The organism is Cellvibrio sp. BR, from assembly GCF_000263355.1.
Taxonomy (GTDB): domain Bacteria; phylum Pseudomonadota; class Gammaproteobacteria; order Pseudomonadales; family Cellvibrionaceae; genus Cellvibrio.
On sequence record NZ_JH668200.1, the window covers coordinates 465,041 to 483,862 of the forward strand.

At 49.0% G+C, this 18,822-nt stretch carries 12 protein-coding genes; 6 read left to right on the forward strand and 6 right to left on the reverse strand.

What is annotated here, in order from left to right:
- Positions 1–46 precede the first annotated feature (46 nt).
- Positions 47–2,599: an EAL domain-containing protein gene (locus tag O59_RS21265; RefSeq protein WP_007638978.1), complete on the forward strand. Its 2,553-nt coding sequence runs from the start codon at positions 47–49 to the stop codon at positions 2,597–2,599.
- An 87-nt stretch (positions 2,600–2,686) separates the two neighbouring features.
- Here the strand turns inward: O59_RS21265 and O59_RS01935 are convergent, their stop codons facing one another.
- From O59_RS01935 to O59_RS01960, 6 genes are all read right to left on the reverse strand, one after another.
- Entirely contained in the window at positions 2,687–3,295 is a 609-nt protein-coding gene (locus O59_RS01935; protein ID WP_007638980.1) for a hypothetical protein, read from the reverse strand.
- Positions 3,296–4,420 (reverse strand): N-acetylmuramidase family protein, encoded by a 1,125-nt coding sequence (locus O59_RS01940; RefSeq protein ID WP_007638982.1) that lies wholly within the window; start codon positions 4,418–4,420, stop codon positions 3,296–3,298.
- A gap of 84 nt (positions 4,421–4,504) precedes the next feature.
- Positions 4,505–7,645: an efflux RND transporter permease subunit gene (locus tag O59_RS01945; protein ID WP_007638983.1), complete on the reverse strand. Its 3,141-nt coding sequence runs from the start codon at positions 7,643–7,645 to the stop codon at positions 4,505–4,507.
- A gap of 11 nt (positions 7,646–7,656) precedes the next feature.
- Positions 7,657–8,910 carry an efflux RND transporter periplasmic adaptor subunit gene (locus O59_RS01950; RefSeq protein ID WP_007638984.1) on the reverse strand — a complete coding sequence of 418 codons (1,254 nt, stop codon included), beginning with the start codon at positions 8,908–8,910 and terminating at the stop codon, positions 7,657–7,659.
- Positions 8,907–10,169 carry a TolC family protein gene (locus O59_RS01955; RefSeq protein WP_007638985.1) on the reverse strand — a complete coding sequence of 421 codons (1,263 nt, stop codon included), beginning with the start codon at positions 10,167–10,169 and terminating at the stop codon, positions 8,907–8,909. Before O59_RS01955 ends, O59_RS01950 begins: the two co-directional genes overlap by 4 nt.
- Before the next feature lie 80 nt (positions 10,170–10,249).
- Positions 10,250–10,717, reverse strand: a complete 468-nt coding sequence (locus tag O59_RS01960; protein WP_007638986.1) for a hypothetical protein — start codon at positions 10,715–10,717, stop codon at positions 10,250–10,252.
- Between the two features lie 50 nt (positions 10,718–10,767).
- Here O59_RS01960 and O59_RS01965 point away from each other — a divergent pair, with 50 nt between their 5' ends.
- The 5 genes from O59_RS01965 to O59_RS20810 all read left to right on the forward strand — a co-directional run bounded on the left by O59_RS01965 (position 10,768) and on the right by O59_RS20810 (position 18,460).
- A complete protein-coding gene (locus O59_RS01965; RefSeq protein ID WP_040391037.1) occupies positions 10,768–13,287 on the forward strand; it encodes a cation-translocating P-type ATPase in 2,520 nt (839 codons plus the stop codon).
- A 92-nt stretch (positions 13,288–13,379) separates the two neighbouring features.
- Positions 13,380–13,790: an MbcA/ParS/Xre antitoxin family protein gene (locus O59_RS01970; RefSeq protein ID WP_007638989.1), complete on the forward strand. Its 411-nt coding sequence runs from the start codon at positions 13,380–13,382 to the stop codon at positions 13,788–13,790.
- Positions 13,790–14,461: an RES family NAD+ phosphorylase gene (locus tag O59_RS01975; protein ID WP_007638990.1), complete on the forward strand. Its 672-nt coding sequence runs from the start codon at positions 13,790–13,792 to the stop codon at positions 14,459–14,461. The genes O59_RS01970 and O59_RS01975 overlap by 1 nt, the downstream gene beginning before the upstream one ends.
- Before the next feature lie 56 nt (positions 14,462–14,517).
- Entirely contained in the window at positions 14,518–17,787 is a 3,270-nt protein-coding gene (locus tag O59_RS01980; protein ID WP_007638991.1) for a hypothetical protein, read from the forward strand.
- Positions 17,788–18,076: 289 nt separating this feature from the next.
- The gene (locus O59_RS20810) at positions 18,077–18,460 is read left to right on the forward strand and encodes a GreA/GreB family elongation factor (protein WP_050976927.1); all 384 of its coding nucleotides are present in this window, start codon (positions 18,077–18,079) and stop codon (positions 18,458–18,460) included.
- Positions 18,461–18,822 lie beyond the last annotated feature (362 nt).

Sequence of the window (18,822 nt, forward strand, 5' to 3'; positions counted from 1 at the left end):
CTCTATGTATTAAGCAGAACCTTCACCACCAATACAAGTATTTCCTATGGAACGTCATCTACTCCGCACACTGGGCGATAATATGCTCGATCTCATCTATGCCAAGGATGAGCAAGGCCGTTTTGTCTATGCCAATTTGGCATTGGTAAATATGACCGGGGCAAAATCTGCAGAGGATATCCTGGGAAAAACCGATTTCGACCTCAACCCCCTCAACGCCGCACAAGCCTATCGCGAAGATGATCAATGGGTGATGCGTTCAGGGCAACCGCTAATGGGGCGCGAAGAACAGCTGACCGATTTCAAAACCGGTGAATTGCGCTGGCATTCCACAAGCAAGGTTCCACTGCGTGACGATGAAGGAAAAATTATTGGCATTATCGGTATTACCCGCGATATTACCCAAATTAAACAAGCGGAATTCAATGCGCGCGACTTGAACGCTGAATTGGAAAAACGTGTAGCCCAGCGCACGGCCGAGCTGAGCGCAATCAGTGCTACCCTTGAGCAAGAGCGCAACTTGATGCGCACGTTGGTCGATGCGGTGCCCGACAGTATTTTTATCAAAGACCTCAACAGCAAATTTTTGTTAGCGAATGAGGCGGTTGCCAGAGGCATGGGCACCACGCCGGAGAACTTGATTGGCAAAGATGATTTTGATTTTTTTCCTCAAGCGATGGCGCAGAATTTTTTTGATGATGAACAAACCATCGTTCGCACCAGTGAAGGATTAGTTAACCGGGAGGAGCTGGCCGTCAATAAAGAGACCGGCAATATGCGCTGGTTTCTGACCACCAAGCTGCCCGTGCGCAACGATAAAGACGAAACCGTCGCGCTGGTGGGTATTGGCCGCGACATCACCTTACGCCGCCGCGCCGAGCGCGCACTGCGTGAAAGTGAAGCACGGTTTCGCAGCCTGATCGAATTATCGTCTGATTGGTATTGGGAGCAAGATGCCGATTTGCAATTTATTGATATCGAAGACCCGAACAACAAATCCAGCTATACACGCGATGAAGTTCTCGGCAAAAGTTTAAAGGACTTAGCTGGCACTGCACTCCTATCCGAATCCTGGATTGAATACGACGACCTGGTGGCCGAGCGCAAGCCGTTTCGCGATTTGGAACTGCGCCGCGTGGCGGATAACGGTAAAACGTATTTTATTAGTTTGACTGGGCTGCCCGCCTTTGATGAAGAAGGACATTTTCGTGGCTACCGCGGCATTGGGCGCGACATTAGCGATCGCAAACGTTCAGAACAACACATTCACTTTTTAGCGACGCACGATAGTTTAACCTCGCTGCCCAATCGTTTTATGTTTAGCCAGATATTAAATTTAGCGATTGATTCTGCGCATCGCTATCACCGCAAACTCGCTGTTTTTTTTATTGATTTGGATAGATTCAAAAATATTAATGATACCCTCGGCCATGAAGCGGGTGATTATTTACTCTGCGAAATGGCTGCACGCCTGAAGCAATGCTTGCGCGCCAGTGACGTGGTGGGTCGCCTCGGTGGCGACGAATTTGTCGTTATGTTGCCTGAGCCAGAAAACACCGAGCAAATAGCCACCGTTGCACAGAAAATTTTATCTGCATCGCTCGAACCCATCTATATCAATGGCCAGGAGTGTCGCGTGACAGCCAGCATCGGCATTTGTATTTATCCGGATGATGGAAGAGACGAACAAACCCTGATGAAAAATGCCGACATCGCCATGTATCGCGCGAAAGAAGAAGGCAAAAACAATTACCAATTTTATTCTCCCGATATAGAAGCCCGCTCACTGGAGCGCTTGGTGCTGGAAAATAATTTGCGCATGGCGTTAGAACGCAATGAATTTTTCTTGCACTACCAAGCGAAACGCAATTTACAAACTGGCGAAATTGCCGGAGTTGAAGCGTTAGTTCGCTGGCAACATCCTGAGCTTGGCGTTATCTCACCAGCACAATTTATCCCCCTCGCCGAAGAAACCGGTTTGATTGTCTTAATTGGGCGCTGGGTATTAAAAACTGCCTGCGCACAAAACGTTGCCTGGCAAAAACAAGGTTTACCACCGCTGTGCATGGCCGTGAATTTATCCGTGCGGCAGTTTTTTGATGAACATTTAATTCAGGATGTTGCAGATGCATTAAGTGAATCAGGCATGCAGCCAGCGTTGCTGGAAATGGAAATTACCGAAGGTATGGTGATGCAGGATGCAGAGCGCGCAATCCGCATTCTCACCGCAATCAAAACATTGGGTGTGCGCTTGGCAATTGATGATTTTGGTGTGGGTTATTCATCGCTCGCGCAAATAAAACGCTTCCCTATTGATACATTAAAAGTGGACAGCTCTTTTATCCGCGATATTCCCCAAAACCGCGAAGACCGCGCCATTACCGAAGCGATTATCGCCATGGGTAGAACCTTGAGTTTAACGGTCATTGCAGAAGGTGTAGAAACCAAAGAGCAAGAAGCGTTTTTGCGTGATCATAACTGCGATCAATCCCAAGGCTACTATTTTAGTAAACCAATTTCGCCGGAAGATTTTGTGAGTTTTATGAAAGAACAAGCGGCGAGTACGGTTGTTTATCCGCCGGTTGCTAGCCTGAAATAAAAATTGCTAGCGACGGGTGGATCTCAATCCAATTCCACACGTAGTTTGAATAGAGAGTGCCGTTCAAGGGGCACCCTCATAAGCGGACTATTGAGTTGAAAGAAGACTTGTTGTTTCCTTGCTATTAATCCATCGACGAGACATCTTTCCGCTATCTGAATAATAATCAATTTGCAGCCAGTCCCCTTCTTTCGTAACAACACCTACCACATCTCCTTTAACGAGATATGATTTTAATTGTTTACCCACTTTTGGCTCAGAATAAAAATAGGATTTTTCACTTATTATGGTTCGTAATTCATTCCAGGATACTTTGGTAATCAAGTCATAACTCAATCCGTCAGCTATCTCAGGCATTAATACGAGACCACAACCAGGAAGTTCACGGCCTTTTGCAATTTTTAAATTGATGCCATCAGTTTCTGCTCGAATTTCCCCAGGAAAAGATTCATCTGCCCCAACTAAAATAGTTGCTACATCGGCACGTGCTTCGCCTCTAAATGTAAAAGCACAGTTTTTAACGACCCCTTCGCCTTGAGCTTCTCGATAGTATCCTGTTACAGCACCGTCTGAATTAACAGCCAGCAACAAATTTTCATACACGCCTGATTCAAAGGTTATCGATTGTGCACAAGCATTTGTCATGGATGCCAGTGCGATGGTGATGATTGGAAGTAATTTCATATATTTAATCACTCAAGATCCTCCGTGCTTTTTATAGGCTTTGCTAATACGAATGTCGTAGTCTCCATAGTCTGCTCCATTATATAAAGTGGCCATTTTAACAAAGTTTTTGTTTTTAATAGCCTCTACCATTCCAGGAACAGCCTTGCAAAATGAAATAAAAGCTTTTAATTGACCCTGCTCACCCGCTTTCATTGCTGCAATAAAACTATTTACCGAGTCAAAACCACAGGTGCTGTAATTAAATCCCATTACCTGAAACATTCCCCAAGACGAGGCTTTCGCTGCTGCTACTGCATCGAGCTCCATAGCGGCATTAAGGGTTTTCCATGCGGTCTTTTGATCTTTGTTATTTTCTTTCCATTCTGCCCCAGCTTTTTTCACGTATTTATATGATAAATTGGGATGTGTTGAATCATATTTTTTCCCCGTATATTTCCGAAAAATATGTCCTTCAAAGGCAATTACTGGTAAACCAGATGGGCCAAAACCGCTGCGTCCGCCGGATTCAACTTCTGCAAAAGCTTGAACAATCGCAGCAGATATTCCACTCCCTAATGCTAATGCAGCAGCTTGGTAATCATTGGCTGTTAATCGGGATTTTGAATTGACTGTGCTTGTGACGGTTTTTCTAATTTGGCTCTCTTGAGGTGTAGCACTTTGTCCGCTTAGTTTGAGGTAGCTATCCACAATGGTTCTATGAGCTTGCCCGGCAGAACTTTTTCCTGTTGACGGTGTAGCATTAAACCCTAGAAAAGACATTAAGTAGGAAAGTTCACCAGAAAAATTACCTCCACACCAAGCTCCACCAAAACGATAGGGTCGAGAAGCACTGTTTAAATCTGTCCGCATAGGGCGTTTAAGTTGAGCTTTTGCGACCAATGTTTTTAGTGTTTTTCCTGCAGGGTCTATTCGACCGTCTGGGGTTGTAAATTTCAATTCTTGAGACTGAAAGCGTTTTATTTTTGAAATTAGATTTTGGTTGCAAATGCCACTTTCGGGAGGAGGTGTCGGTGTTGCTATTGCGACGATGTTAAACAAATATTCGATAATCTTAACATCCTTAGGGTTGTTAGATGCTTTGGGGCCTGCACCGACAGCGCCGCCAATTAGGTTGGTAATTGTGTTTCTATCCATGGGTATTATTCCTATAGGTGATGTGTCTAATTAAAAAATATTCAGATTCTTAGATTACTGATTTCCACCAAGTAGAGAAATTGTTTATTGGGTGGCAGAATAGTTTTTCTTATTCCTGTGAACCATTCCATACAACACCGGCAATACTAACAACGTTAGCAGCGTCGATGAAATAATCCCGCCTATAACCACCGTCGCTAATGGCCGCTGCACTTCCGCACCGATTCCCACGTTAAATGCCATAGGCACAAAGCCCAAACTGGCAACTAATGCGGTCATTAATACGGGACGCAATCGTGTGAGTGCTCCTTGGATTATTGCTTCCATTAAATCGCCATGTTCAAGATAAAGCTGGCGGATAAATGCGAGCATTACCAAACCATTTAAGACTGCTATGCCGGAGAGTGCAATAAAGCCGACACCGGCGGACATGGACATGGGCATGTCGCGCAGCCAGAGTGCGAGCACACCGCCGGTGAGTGCGAGTGGGACGCCGGTGAAAATAATCAGTGCGTCTTTGATCGAACCAAAAGCCATTACTAATAATGCGATGACCATTAATAACGTGAGCGGTACGACTATGGCTAAACGTTTGCTTGCGGATTCTAATTGCTCAAAGGTGCCGCCGTAATCCAACCAATAACCGGCCGGTAATTTTACCTCGCTGGCGATGCGTGTTTGCACTTCGCTCACAAACGAACCCAAATCGCGCCCGCGCACATTGGCGGTGACGACGACTAAACGTTTGCCATTTTCGCGGCTGACCTGGTTGGGTGCGGGTGCGAGTTCTATGCTGGCGACTTCATTGAGCGGCACAAAACCCGGTTCGGCTTTTATCGGAACAGGTAAGCGTTCCAATGCCGATAAATCATTGCGCAGTTTTTCCGGTAGACGCACAACCAATTCAAAACGGCGGTCGCCTTCGTAAATTAATCCTGCGCTTTCACCGGCAATTGCAGTGGCGACTAAATCTTGCAATTCATTAACTGATAATCCATAGGCAGCGAGTTGGTCGCGTTTTGGTGTGACGGTTAATACGGGCAAGCCAGTCACCTGTTCCATGCGTGCATCGGCTGCACCGGGAATTTTTTCCAGCACTTCCAAAATTTCCGCTGCAGATGTTTGCAGTTGCTCCAAATCATCGCCAATCACTTTGATACCTAAATCCGAACGTACACCAGAGATAAGCTCGTTAAAACGCATCTGGATCGGTTGGGTGAATTCGTAATTATTGCCGGGCAATTCGCGTACGGCAGTTTCAATCGCTGCCACTAAATCTGCTTTTTCGCGATTTGAGTCGGGCCATTCGCTGCGTGGTTTAAAAATTACATAGTTATCGGCGACCGAGGGCGGCATAGGGTCAGTGGCGATATCGGCGGTGCCGATTTTGGCAAAGACTTTATCCACTTCCGGAAATTGTTTGATGCGCGCTTCGAGCAATGTTTGCATTCCCACGGCTTGATCCAAACCGGTGCCGGGAATGCGCAGTGCATGCAGTGCTATATCGCCTTCATCCAATTGCGGAATAAATTCCGAACCTAAACGTGTGGAAAGCCAAATGCTAAATATCACCAACACAACTGAACCGCCCAATACCAGACTGCGTTGTCTAAAGGCGCCCAGTAATAATGGTTTATACAGTTTTTTTGCCGTTTGCATAAAACGATTTTCATGTTCGGAAATTTTTCCGTTCATGATTAATGCAATTGCAGCTGGCACAAAAGTGAGTGATAGAATTAACGCGGCGGTTAAGGCAATGACTACGGTAATGGCCATAGGGTGAAACATTTTCCCTTCCACGCCGGTGAGCGTAAAAATCGGCAAGTACACCAGTGTGATAATACCCACACCAAATAAACTCGGGCGAATCACTTCGCTGGTGGCTTCATAGGCGAGTTGCAAGCGCTCTTTTAATTCAAGGTTGCCGTTTCGTTGTGCTTCGCCCAACCGGCGAATGCAGTTCTCTACAATAATCACGGCGCCGTCCACAATTAAACCAAAATCCAACGCGCCCAAACTCATCAGGTTGGCAGACACACCCGCTTCCACCATACCGGTAATCGTCATCAACATGGTGATGGGAATTACCGCCGCCGTAATTAATGCAGCGCGCATATTGCCGAGCAATAAAAATAAAACGGCAATTACCAACAGCGCACCTTCAAGCAGATTTTTTTGTACGGTGCTGATGGTTTTATCGACCAGTTGCGTGCGGTCATAAACCGCGACTGCACGAACACCTTCCGGCAATGAGCGATTAATCTCTTCCAATTTAATCGACAATGCGCGCGCGACAGTGCGTGAGTTTTCGCCTTTTAACATCAGGGCAGTGCCAAGCACAGTTTCACGCCCGTTTTGGGTTGCCGCACCGGTGCGCAATTCTTTGCCAATCGCCACTTGCGCGAGATCGCCAATGCGCACGGCGACGCCTTTGGGGTTGCTGACAATCAAATTTTCGATATCTGCAATGCTGGTTAATTGCCCCGGTGTGCGCACCAATAATTGTTGGCCGCTGCGCTCCAGATAACCGGCACCGCGATTGTCGTTATTGTTTTTCAGTGCGACGACCAGATCCTCCATGGTCAGTCCAAACTGCATCAATTTAGTTGGCTCGGGCGTGATGTGATATTGCCGCGTGTAACCGCCAATCGCGTTAATTTCTACCACGCCTTTGACTTGCATTAATTGCGGGCGGATTACCCAGTCCTGCAATTCGCGCAGATAACTTTCATTACTCAGCCCAGCTGAGTCGCTCAGGGCTGATGCATCAAATTTTTCTGGATCATCTATTTCCACGGTGTACATAAAAATTTCGCCGAGACCGGTGGCGATGGGACCCATCACCGGTTCTATCCCAACGGGTAATGCACTTTTAATTTGACCGAGGCGTTCGTTAATTAAATTGCGCGCAAAATAAATATCCGTGCCTTCATCAAACACCACGGTCACTTGCGATAAACCGTAGCGCGAAATCGAGCGTGTGTAGTTAAGCTTTGGCAAACCCGCGAGCGCAGTTTCCACCGGATAAGTGATGCGCTGTTCGGTTTCCAGCGGCGAGTAACCGGGCGCTTCGGTATTGATTTGCACCTGCACGTTGGTGATATCGGGCACCGCATCAATCGGCAGCCGCTGGTAATTCCACAGGCCGAGAATAATCAGTGCGAACACCGCGAGCATCACCAGCCAGCGGCGATTAATCGCTGCGCGTAAAATCGTTTCAATCATGATGCCGCCCCTTAGTGATCGTGTGAGGCGCCAGATTTCTCCAGATCAGCCTTGAGCAAAAAGGAGTTCTCCACCACGTAGCTATCACCAACCTTTAGGCCATTGAGCACTTCAGTGAATTGGCCGTCGGTGCGCCCGAGTTCGAGCGGGCGAATCTCATAAGTGTTGTCGATTTGAATAAACACCACCTGCCAATCGCGGAAGGATTGCAGGGCGCGGTTATCGACCATTAACGGCACCGGCGTTTGGGCGATATCAACCCAGCCCTCTACCGCTTGGTTGGGCACCCAATTGCCCGCGCTGTTATCCACCGGTGCATGGACTTCCAGCGTCGGTGTTTCGCCGTGGCGTGGCGTTATGTACTCCACTTTTGTTCGGGCAGTCAGGGTCTGCGCATGCTGACCATTGGCATAGATGGTGATGGCTTGGCCGGTTTTGATTTTGCTGGCACCGGTCGGGAACGCCTGCAAATGTAGCTCTAATACGCGCTCATCGAGCAAGGTAAATAACACGCGATCAGCGGTGAATTCACCTGGATTGGAATGGCGTTCGACTACCACACCATCAATCGGCGCCAGCAGTGGGTATTCGCGCAGGCTCTCGTTGGATTCAACTGTCGCCAATACATCGCCCGCTTTTACGCGCGCGCCAATGGTGGGTTTTACCGAGCGGATCAAACCGGGGTAACGCGCTTGAATGTGACTCACGCGCAGCGGGTCGGCGACTATGGTGCCGTAAAGTTTGATGCGCTCCTGCAACACGCCCTCTCCCGCAATTGCCGTGGTTAAACCCGAGGCCGCCGCGACTTCGTCGGCCATGGTGACACGCCCTTCGTAGGAGGGATAAGTCCACTGGTGCTGTTGGTTTTGGTAGGTTGCGGTGACTTTTACATCAAAGGAGTGGGGTTCTTCCACCACACCCTGGCCGCGCAGAAAATCCTGTTCGGCCTTGAACGCAAATGTATTTACTTCATCGCCCAAGCGGGTGAGTTGCACTTCCAATTTCCAGTCGCTGGGCGTCAGGGATTTGCCATCCACACTTGCCCAAGCGCGGTATTCGGGCGGTACATCTTTTTCAAATATCGCCAGCTCGACCACAAAGTCGCCGTCTTCCAGCAAGCGACCGTTATGGGCGCCCTTTTGCGGCTCCTCTTCATGGTGTTCGTCATGTTCATCGTGGCCATGGTCGTGATCGCCCGATGCCAACAGGTTTGCAGACAAGCCGAGGCTCGCAATTAATAACAGGGTTTTGATAAAAGAATTCATTGGGTTGTCTCCCCTGATTGGGTGGATTGCACGGGAGCGGACGCAGTCAAACGCTCCAGTTCAATGCGGGTTTCATGGGCGCGCAGGGCGGCGTCGATCAAGGCGGCGCGGGCTTCAAGCAATTCGCGCTGGGCGAGTGCCAGTTCGAGTGAGCTGTAGCGCCCCTGGTCGAAAGCGGCGGCGGTAGCGCGGTTGGCGTCTTGCAGCAACGGCAGGATTTGGTCGCGCAGGCTGTGCAGCTCGGCAAGCGCTTGGGTATGGGCGCTGTAAGTTTGGTTTAAGCGGGCTTCAAGTTGGACTTTGGCGCTATCGGCAGCGAATGTGGCGGCATCTTGCTCGGCGCGCGCTTTACTGATCGCGCCGCTCGCGCGTTTGCCGCTGGCGAGTGGAATATTGATGCCCGCGACCAGCGCAGTATCGTCAGTCGCCTGCAATTGCCGCACTCCGGCGCTCCATCCCAAGGTCATTTGTCCCTCGGCTTCCGCTTTGCGCAACTCGGCGGCGCGCAGGCGTGTTTCCTCGGCGAGCAAGAGCAAATCCGGGTTTTGCGCGAGGCGAGTTTGCCAATCGGCAAGGGGCACAGCGTTAGTAAGTGCAAACAAATCACCTTGGGCGCGGGTGAAATCCGGTGTGCTATCCGCCCAGTAAGCGCTGAGTTTTAGTGCTTCCAGTTGGATTTTCTGGCGGGCTCGATCGACATCCAGCGCCGCTTTGGCCTGCGCGGCACGGGCGCGCAGTAACTCCTCCTGTGGTGCACGACCGGCTTGGACACGTTTGCTTAAGCTGGTCACTAATGACTGGGCAAGTTGCTGCGCCTGCTTTTGCACTTGCTCTTGCTCTTGCGCCGCAATCAGGGCGATAAAACGGTAATTCACCGCCGCGACCAGATCCAATACCGCCACCCGCTGCTCAGTCGCCAGTTGTTGTTGACGTGCGGTGACGACACCGAGGCGCGCGTCGCGCTGGTCACCCAGCTCAATGATCGAGGCAAACGAGAGCGTCAGCTCGGCGCCATCGGCACCGGAAAAATCGCCTGAACCGGCGACGTTTTCCAGCTCGCTGTGCAAACGCATTTCCGGCCGCAATGCGGCGGTAGTCTGTTCACCGGCCAAGGCGGCGCGGCGAAATTGATAACCCGCCAATTGCGGGTTGTGTTGCAAGCTGGCGCTGAGCGCATCTTGCAGGCTAATGCCGTCCGCCAATGCAGGGCATGCCAAAGCACTGACCAACAAAGGCAGCGCAAATGAAAATTTGTTCATGGTAGATCCTGTCTGATGTGCCTTAGGGGCACAGAGGTTTTATCAAGGCGCAGTCAGATGCGCCCAATAAGATCAAACACTCAGACAGAAACCGGCGGCGCGCGCAGTAAAGGTCGCCAATAGAGGGAAGAGGGAGGATAAAACGGTCGATAAATGCTGGCAAAACCAGCGCGGGGCAGTACCAACAACACCAGCGCCAGGGCAGCGAGCAAAACCAAGCCCAAATCGATTTTGCTCAACTTGGCTAATACCGATTTGCCCAGTTCTATATCCGCGTCCTGATGCACTTCTTCGGGGTGATGGTCATGCACCTCATGGCCATCCAAATGCATATGCACCGAAATCGGTGGCTCCTGCCCATCAAAACAATAATGCCCATGCGCCCCCGCCCAGTTGCTGAGCAACCAGAGGGCAAACGCCAAAAAGGCAACATGAGGTGAAAGTGTGGGCATGAAGTAGAACCAATCGATAAGTGGGGCAAGCATAACGGGGGCCGGTGCAATGGGCAAACCTTTGGTTGCTACCTGATCTACATCATAGACGCCCATCCCATAGCCAACTATGGTTAGTTAATAACCAACCCAATGGAGTGCGCGCGATGAACCCGGATGATCGCCAGGGACTAAGCCACGAACAGGCGGCGCAGCGCCTGCAAAGCGAAGGCCCCAACCAGCTACCCAAAGCCAATAGCCGCAACCTGCTGCGCATTTTCCTGGATGTGCTGCGCGAGCCTATGTTTGCGCTGCTACTCGGCGGCGGGCTTATCTACTGGCTACTGGGCGATACCACCGAGGCGCTGTTGCTGCTGGTATTTGCCTCGATTTCGGTGAGCATCACCCTCGTGCAGGAGTCGCGCAGCGAGCGGGTGCTGGAGAGTTTGCGCGACCTGGCCAGCCCGCGTGCGCTGGTGATTCGCAGCGGCGAGCGGTTGACCATCGCCGGCACCCAAGTAGTACGCGGCGATTTACTGGTGGTGAACGAGGGCGACAGGGTGGCGGCAGATGCGCGCCTGCTCAGCGCGCAAGAGCTGCTGGTAGATGAGTCGCTGCTGACCGGCGAATCGGTCGCGGTAGGTAAAATCGCCCAAGCCCCAAATACAGCGGTCGAGGCGATTGCCGACAACCAGCGCCTCTATGCCGGAACCCTGGTGGTGCGCGGCACGGGTATCGCGGAAGTCACCGCCATTGGCTTCAATACTGAAATGGGGCATATAGGCACGGCGCTGCGCAGTATCGACACCGAGCAAGCGCACCTGCAGCAGCAACTGCGCTGGTTAGTGCGCGACTTTGCGCTGATCGGCGCGCTCGCCGCTCTGGTGGTGGTAGTGCTTTATGGCCTGCTGCGCGACTCCTGGCTAGAGGCGATTTTAAGCGGCATTGCGATTGGTATGTCGCTGCTGCCGGAGGAGTTCCCACTGGTGATGGCGGTATTTATGGCCATGGGCGCCTGGCGTATTTCCCAGGCGCGGGTACTGACGCGCCGCGCCGCGAGCATTGAAACTCTGGGTGCCACCACCGTGCTCTGCACCGACAAAACCGGCACCCTCACCCAAAACCGCATGACCCTGATGGCGCTGGTGGGCGCAAGCCACAACTGGTACGCCGCCGCGCAACAACCGCTGGACGATAGCGGCAAAACCCTGTTGGACGCCGCCTTGCTCGCCTGCCCGCTGGTGCCGAGCGACCCGATGGATGTGGCAGTACACCGGCTGGCGCAGAGCCACGCCGAACTGACCCGCTTACAAGGTGCCACCCTGCTGCGCGCCTATGGCTTGCGCCCGGATTTATTTGCCACCACCAATATCCTGCAGCACCCCGGCGACACCAACCTGCATGCCTATAGCAAGGGCGCACTGGAAGCTATCGCCCAACTCTGTCACTTAAGCCCCGAACAACTCGTGCCGCTGACCGCGCAAGCCAATGCACTGGCCTGCGAGGGAATGCGGGTATTGGCCGTCGCCCAAGCCGCTGTACCGGCGGGCGAGCTGCCCGAATCACCGCGCGAATTGCAGTTTCGCTACCTTGGGCTGCTGGCCTTTGCCGACCCGCTGCGCGAGTCAGTACCCGCTGCGGTGGCCGAATGCCAATCCGCCGGCATCCGGGTGATTATGATTACCGGCGACTACGCCACCACCGCCAGCGCCATCGCCCTGCAAGCCGGGTTGCCACCCAGCGAGGTCTTGGTGGGCGACCAGTTGGAGCAGCTGAGCGATGCGGAACTGGCCGAGCGGGTTAAAAGCGTTTCGATTTTTGCGCGCATCCGCCCCCAGCAAAAATTGCGGCTGGTGCAAAGCCTGAAAGCCAACGGCGAGATCGTCGCCATGACCGGTGATGGCGTGAACGATGCGCCCGCCATTAAAGTTGCGCACATCGGCATAGCCATGGGCGGGCGCGGCACCGATGTCGCGCGCGAAGCCTCCTCTATAGTGCTGCTGGACGACGACTTCGGCTCCATAGTCAAAACCATCCGCCTCGGCCGCCGCATTTACGACAACCTGCGCAAAGCCATCGAATTTATCGTGGCGGTACACATCCCCATCGCCGGCCTCGCCATACTGCCGCTACTCATGGGGCTGCCAATGATGCTCACGCCGATTCACATCGCCTTTCTGGAAATGGTGATAGACCCGGCCTGCTCGGTGGTATTTGAGGCCGAGCAGGAAGAGGAAGACGTAATGAACCGCCCACCGCGCGACCCGCAAACGCCGCTGTTGGTGGGCGAGCGCATTGGCTGGGCGATAATCCAGGGCACTGTCACCCTGGGTTTACTCGCCGCCCTCCTGTTCGGCGGCGCCAGCCTGAATATGCCGGAAGACGACCTGCGCGCCCTGGTATTTGGCGCACTGGTGCTGTTCAACATGGGCCTGATCCTGATCAACCGCAGCTTCCGCGCCTCCCTTATCAGCGCCTTTACCCGCCCCAATCGCTCACTGTGGATTCTGCTCAGCGCCGTCAGCCTCACTCTCGCCATCGCCGTGGGCTGGCCGCCCGCACAACAATTGTTCAGTTTCGGCAGCTTCCACTGGAATGAGTTTTTGGTGTGTATCGCACTGGGTGTGGTGAGTTTGCTGCTGCTGGAGGGGGTTAAGCTGGTGTGGTTTAGAAAGAAATCAGCCTAAGTAAAACCGTTCAAATATCATATTTTTTTATTGAATATGTTCACTTTTGAACATAACATTAATAACAGGATGTAAAACCGGAGTTAATCAGCATGAATGCCGTACACCCACTTCCCGCTGTTGATGACGCCCAGATGAGCCGCGTGGCAGTGAAACTATTCTTTGGTATTACCGAAGAATGGAGCCTGACCGATGAACAGCGCTGCACCCTTGCCGGCCTAGGCACCCGCACCACTTTGCACAATTGGCGACAAAAACTCGCGACCGGTGAACCCATTAAACTGGGCAGAGACACGCTTGAGCGTTTGTCTTACCTCGCCGGAATCTACAAAGCTGTGCAGCTCTTGTTTGCTGATCCAGCCCAATGGCAAAACTGGGTGCGCAAACCCAACCGCGATTTTGGCGGTGCCTCGGCATTGCAGCGCATGTTGGGTGGGCGAGTAGTGGATTTGGTGGATGTCCGCCGCTATCTGGATGGCTGGCGCGGTGAGGTTTATGTTTGATGACAGCAGCCATGCACTACAAGGAAGTTCACAGCAATAGCTATCGCCTGATACCCAGTCACTTCCCGCCCATCGCCCTGTTTGAAAACCTGCTCGATCCCACTGAGCTGGAAGCGGCCTATGCACTCGAAAGCCTGACCAATGATCGCCTGCAAGACCAAACAGGCAACATTGCTTTGGTCGCCCCCGAAGACCGCGTGACCGGCCCAGGCACCACCGCGATTATGGCCGCCTTCACCCACACCGGAATTCCCAGTCGTTTTACCGATGGCCGCTTCGGCATCTACTACGCCGGTTTGAATTTGGAAACGGCGCTTGCCGAATCGCGCTTCAGCCGCACACGATTTTTACAAGCGACTAATGAGCCACCGCAAATGCTCACCATGCGCTGCTACAGCTGCGAAGTGCATACACCATTGGTAGATGTTCGCGCTGATCCGCAAGTACACAACCCTGACAGTTTTGTTTATGCCCAAGCCATAGGCCGACAACTAAAAGCGCAAAACGAAATGGGAATCCTGTATCAATCGGTTCGCCATGCCGGTGGTGAATGTATTGCTGCTTTACGACCAAAAGCCTTAACACCACCAGCGATTCAAGCGGGGCATTATCAGTTTTATTGGGATGGGGATTCGATAAGCCATGTTTTGGCGGTGGAAACTATTTTTTAGCTTATAAAAAAGTACATGAATTATTCTTTCGTTTCCTTTGAATAACGAGATTTGATATGACGGACAAAGAGAACAATACAGTTATTACTAGTCTGCCAATCACGCAGACTTTCGATGACGAACAATTGAGCGAAATAATAAGCTTCCCAAGCGAATTAATAGATTCAAATCTTCAAGTTGTTCTGAAGAGTAGATACGTTGAAGCTAAGAAATGTATTGATAACTCTCCTTTGGCAGCCATCATGCTATGTGGCTCATTACTAGAAGGACTATTACTGGGAATAGCTCAAAAGCATCCTTCACAGTTTAATAAATCAGCTATTGCACCAAAAAATAAAGAAAATAATAAAGTAAAACCTTTTGCAGATTGGTCTTTAGCTCAATTCATAGATGTTTCTCATGAGCTTGGATATATAAGACTAGATGTAAAGAATTTTAATCATGAACTAAGAAATTTTCGGAACTATATACATCCCTACCAGCAATTAAAAGAAAACTTCAATCCCGATCATTACACTGCGAAAATGTGCCTAACAGCAATCGAAGCAACAATTTCTCAACTAAAAACTAGTCAACAAAAATCTGTACCAAGGTTAGGAGTTGCGTGGAAAGCTCATCCAGAGGCAATGAATCTTGCATTGGTATGCCTGCTAGGGTCTTGGGACGAGAGCAATCCAAACGATACGAATAAATTATCCAGCCTACTCAACATCAGCTATGAAGACTGGCTATCAAAAGCACGAGATATTCTTCATCAACCAAATTCTCCTTTAAAGTTGAAAAATGGCATTTGGACTGTTACCCAAAAAGAGGAGCTGTTGGGAATCTTAGGTTCTCAAATTCTGGATGCTGATATAGAAAAATTTAAAACCATCGCTATCGAAGTTTTAAAGGAACAAAATCCCGCTTTTGAGTTACCCGAAGACCAGCGTTATGCTGCAAACGCTTATGGAAAGGTCTTCAAATATTCTGGCGTTATTCGTCAAGGCATTGCGGAAGGTCTTGCTTTAATTGGAAATCAATCGAAACAATTTACAAAATGCTCTTTAGGTAACGTAGAGACTACCGCATTGTTGATAGTGAGAGAACTACTTAGTGAAGCTCCATGGCAACAATGGGCATCCATTAATAATTTTCTTCCTGATTTGGCAGAAGCGGCACCAACCGAATTTCTGAGGCAGATTGATAACGCCCTTTTGCAAACACCCTGCGTGTTCGATTCAATTTTTGCTCAAGAAGGTAACGGCCTCACAGGCAGTAACTATATGACAGGCCTCCTATGGGCATTGGAAGGTTTAGCTTGGGAAGAGCAATACCTTGTAAGGGTGTGCTGCATTCTCGCTGAATTGGCTGCCCGCGATCCAGGTGGCAGATGGTCAAATAGACCAGCCAACTCGATTGTTACTATTTTACTGCCTTGGCTACCTCAAACCTTAGCAAACATAGAGAAACGAAAAGTTGCAGTACAAACAATTGTGTCGGAAACACCTAATGTCGGATGGAAATTGTTGTTGAAGTTGTTGCCAGGTCAACATCAAACATCTACAGGATCTCACAAGCCTAAGTGGCGAAAAATAATTATAGATACTGTGGAAACGGCCATATCTCGCAAAGATTATTGGGAACAAGCTTCTTTTCATGCAGATCTTATTGTTAAAGAGGCTCAAGGAAACTTTGATTATTTATTAGAGTTAATAAATCACTTGGGCCATCTTCCTCAGCTAGCTTTTGATACTTTTATTAAATTTCTGTCTTCAGATGAAATACAAAAAGAATCAGATAGAAATAAACGCTTGCTTTGGGATAAGTTAACTTTATTCACTAAAAAACATAGAAAGTTTTCTGATGCTGATTGGGCTCTCTCCGATAAATCACTAGTGCAAATTGAAGACATTGCTAAAAAGGTACAGCCAAGCGATCCACTAAATCTATACCAATATCTATTTTCGAGTGGAGACTACGACCTTTATGAAGAAAAAGGTAACTGGGATGTTCAGAGAGAAAAACTGGATGAAAAACGGCAGCAGGCAATAAAAAATTTGCTGTCTGAACTAGGTCTGAAAGGAGTCATTGATTTCATCGGCGTTGTCTCATCGCCTGAATCAGTTGGGAGCGCATTAGGATTCATTGCCGATAATGATATAGATAAAAAATTATTACCTACTTATCTTGGCTTAGATGAGCAAAAATATAATAAATTTATAGCTTCATATTTATGGCGACGCCGCTATATTCATGGTTGGGAATGGGCAGACAATCTTTCTAAAGCTGATTGGACAAAAGAACAGCTGAGTGAGTTCCTGTCATATCTACCATTTGAGAAAAACGCATGGCAAAGAGCGCACAAGTGGTTACAAGGTGCTGAAAACGAATATTGGATCAGAACATCTGCTAATAGTTACGACACAAATGATGGTCTAGATTATGCCGTCGAAAAATTGATTCAATACGGGCGGCCACGCACTGCCCTAAATTGCATTAGCAAATTGGTTTATGAAAAAAAGCCGATAAGTAACAATGTTTGTATTCGCGCATTAATGGCTGCTATTAATTCAAATGAGCCAGAAAACACTTTATCTCAATATAATATTATTGAGCTAATAAAACACTTACAGCTAGACCCATCAATTGATGAAACAGATTTATTTCGAGTTGAATGGGCTTATTTACCATTACTGGACGGTTATAGTGGAGCAAAACCTACTTTACTTGAATACAAACTTGCCGGTGACCCCAATTTTTTCTGCGAATTAATTCAACTTGTTTATCGCTCAAAAAATGATGATTTCAATAGTGGAGAAATATCCGAGGATAAAAGGGCAATTGCTAAAAATGCTTGGGATTTACTCTATCAATGGCATACCCCACCGGGTACAACTAAAGACGGTAACTTTAATCCTAAGCTGTTCAAGAACTGGATTATCAAAGTTAAAGAGGAATGTCGAAGATCTGGCCATTTTGAAGTGGCTATGATGACTATTGGTAACGTTCTTATAAATGCGCCAAAGGATGAATCTGGTCTGTGGATTCATCGTGACATAGCAAGCGAGCTAAATAGTAAAGAAATGGAAGAAATGCGCAACGGTTACGCCACGGGCGCTTTAAACTCGCGAGGTGCCCACATGGTGGACCCAACCGGGAAACCAGAAAAAGAATTAGCAGAACAATTTCACCAAAAAGCCGAATCTGCTGAAAATGAAGGTTACTATCGCTTTTCAGTAATCCTCAAAGGAATAGCGGATAGCTACGAACGCCAAGCCGAAAGAATTATCTCTGATTACAGCGATGAAAATCAGGAGCCCGATACACACATTGGTGAGAAATAAATCAGATTGTCGCCACGCTGTGGCGACAATTAAGCTGGAAACACTGGATTATCACACGTCTTGGTTGACTTAAATTTTATCGGGGCTATGATTGGCCTTGTCGAATTTATTTTTGTTACTGAAATTATGTTTTCTTTACTGCGTTTCATCCTTAAAAGAGTTTCTCTCGCCTTTCCCCTCTAATCGAGCGGTTATTGCGCTCGTCTGTTTTTCTATTTCCATTTGATTAAATTCACTTAAAACATTTTTTATGTTTTGAGTTGTTATTTTATTGTGCTGGAGAAATAAATTGTCCACCCAATACTTCAATCGTTTGAAAAAACGGCTGAGCGATTGTGCTCGTCAACACTATTTGCATCTCCCTTGGAGCATGAATTTAAACGCGGTCGAATTATTAACGCTGTTTACCACGCTGGAACAAAGTGCTGCGGGCATGGGCGCACACACGCGGCGGATTGCTATCGGGCATAAAGTCACAGTGTTTGATGTGCAGGAAAAAGAAATCATCACACTGGTGTTAACTAATCCACGGGACAGTAATCCTGAGAAGGGTTTTATCTCCTGTTTCTCACCTTTGGGGCGACAACTGATTGGCCGCAGGCCGGGTGATGTGATTGATATAAAAATATTCGGTCGAATGGCGATATTCCGCGTTATTCGTATTGAATATTAATAGTTTTTTATCAGCAACGAGAGGGGTAATTACTTATGCATGTTGCACACTGCCGCTCGCTGTAAGTAATGCTTCAGCGAAATAGCTAAGCGCAATCTTCTGCAAATAATTCAGCGGCAATAGGCGCAGAAGTACTACTGATCAGGAGTACACAGCATGTCAAAAGAGAAAGTAAAAAAAGAACCGCAAAAATCATTGAAAGATAAACGACGCGATAAAAAAGATAAGCGTGCCAACAAATCTATACTGAGTAGTTAATGATTTTAGTCTGTCGTTGTAACGCTAGTTAAGACTACAGCTAAACCCGTGCAGCCATTTTGCGCACTCGCTACTGAGTGCGCCTTTCTCACCATTGATAACGC

What these genes read in the sequence shown, in the direction of transcription:
- O59_RS01950 (WP_007638984.1), bottom strand. Translation starts at nt 8,910, where the DNA reads ATGAATTCTTTTATCAAAACCCTGTTATTAATTGCGAGCCTCGGCTTG.
- O59_RS01945 (WP_007638983.1), bottom strand. Translation starts at nt 7,645, where the DNA reads ATGATTGAAACGATTTTACGCGCAGCGATTAATCGCCGCTGGCTGGTG.
- O59_RS01970 (WP_007638989.1), top strand. Translation starts at nt 13,380, where the DNA reads ATGAATGCCGTACACCCACTTCCCGCTGTTGATGACGCCCAGATGAGC.
- O59_RS01965 (WP_040391037.1), top strand. Translation starts at nt 10,768, where the DNA reads ATGAACCCGGATGATCGCCAGGGACTAAGCCACGAACAGGCGGCGCAG.
- O59_RS01940 (WP_007638982.1), bottom strand. Translation starts at nt 4,420, where the DNA reads ATGGATAGAAACACAATTACCAACCTAATTGGCGGCGCTGTCGGTGCA.
- O59_RS01955 (WP_007638985.1), bottom strand. Translation starts at nt 10,169, where the DNA reads ATGAACAAATTTTCATTTGCGCTGCCTTTGTTGGTCAGTGCTTTGGCA.
- O59_RS01980 (WP_007638991.1), top strand. Translation starts at nt 14,518, where the DNA reads ATGACGGACAAAGAGAACAATACAGTTATTACTAGTCTGCCAATCACG.
- O59_RS01975 (WP_007638990.1), top strand. Translation starts at nt 13,790, where the DNA reads ATGACAGCAGCCATGCACTACAAGGAAGTTCACAGCAATAGCTATCGC.
- O59_RS21265 (WP_007638978.1), top strand. Translation starts at nt 47, where the DNA reads ATGGAACGTCATCTACTCCGCACACTGGGCGATAATATGCTCGATCTC.
- O59_RS01960 (WP_007638986.1), bottom strand. Translation starts at nt 10,717, where the DNA reads ATGGGCGTCTATGATGTAGATCAGGTAGCAACCAAAGGTTTGCCCATT.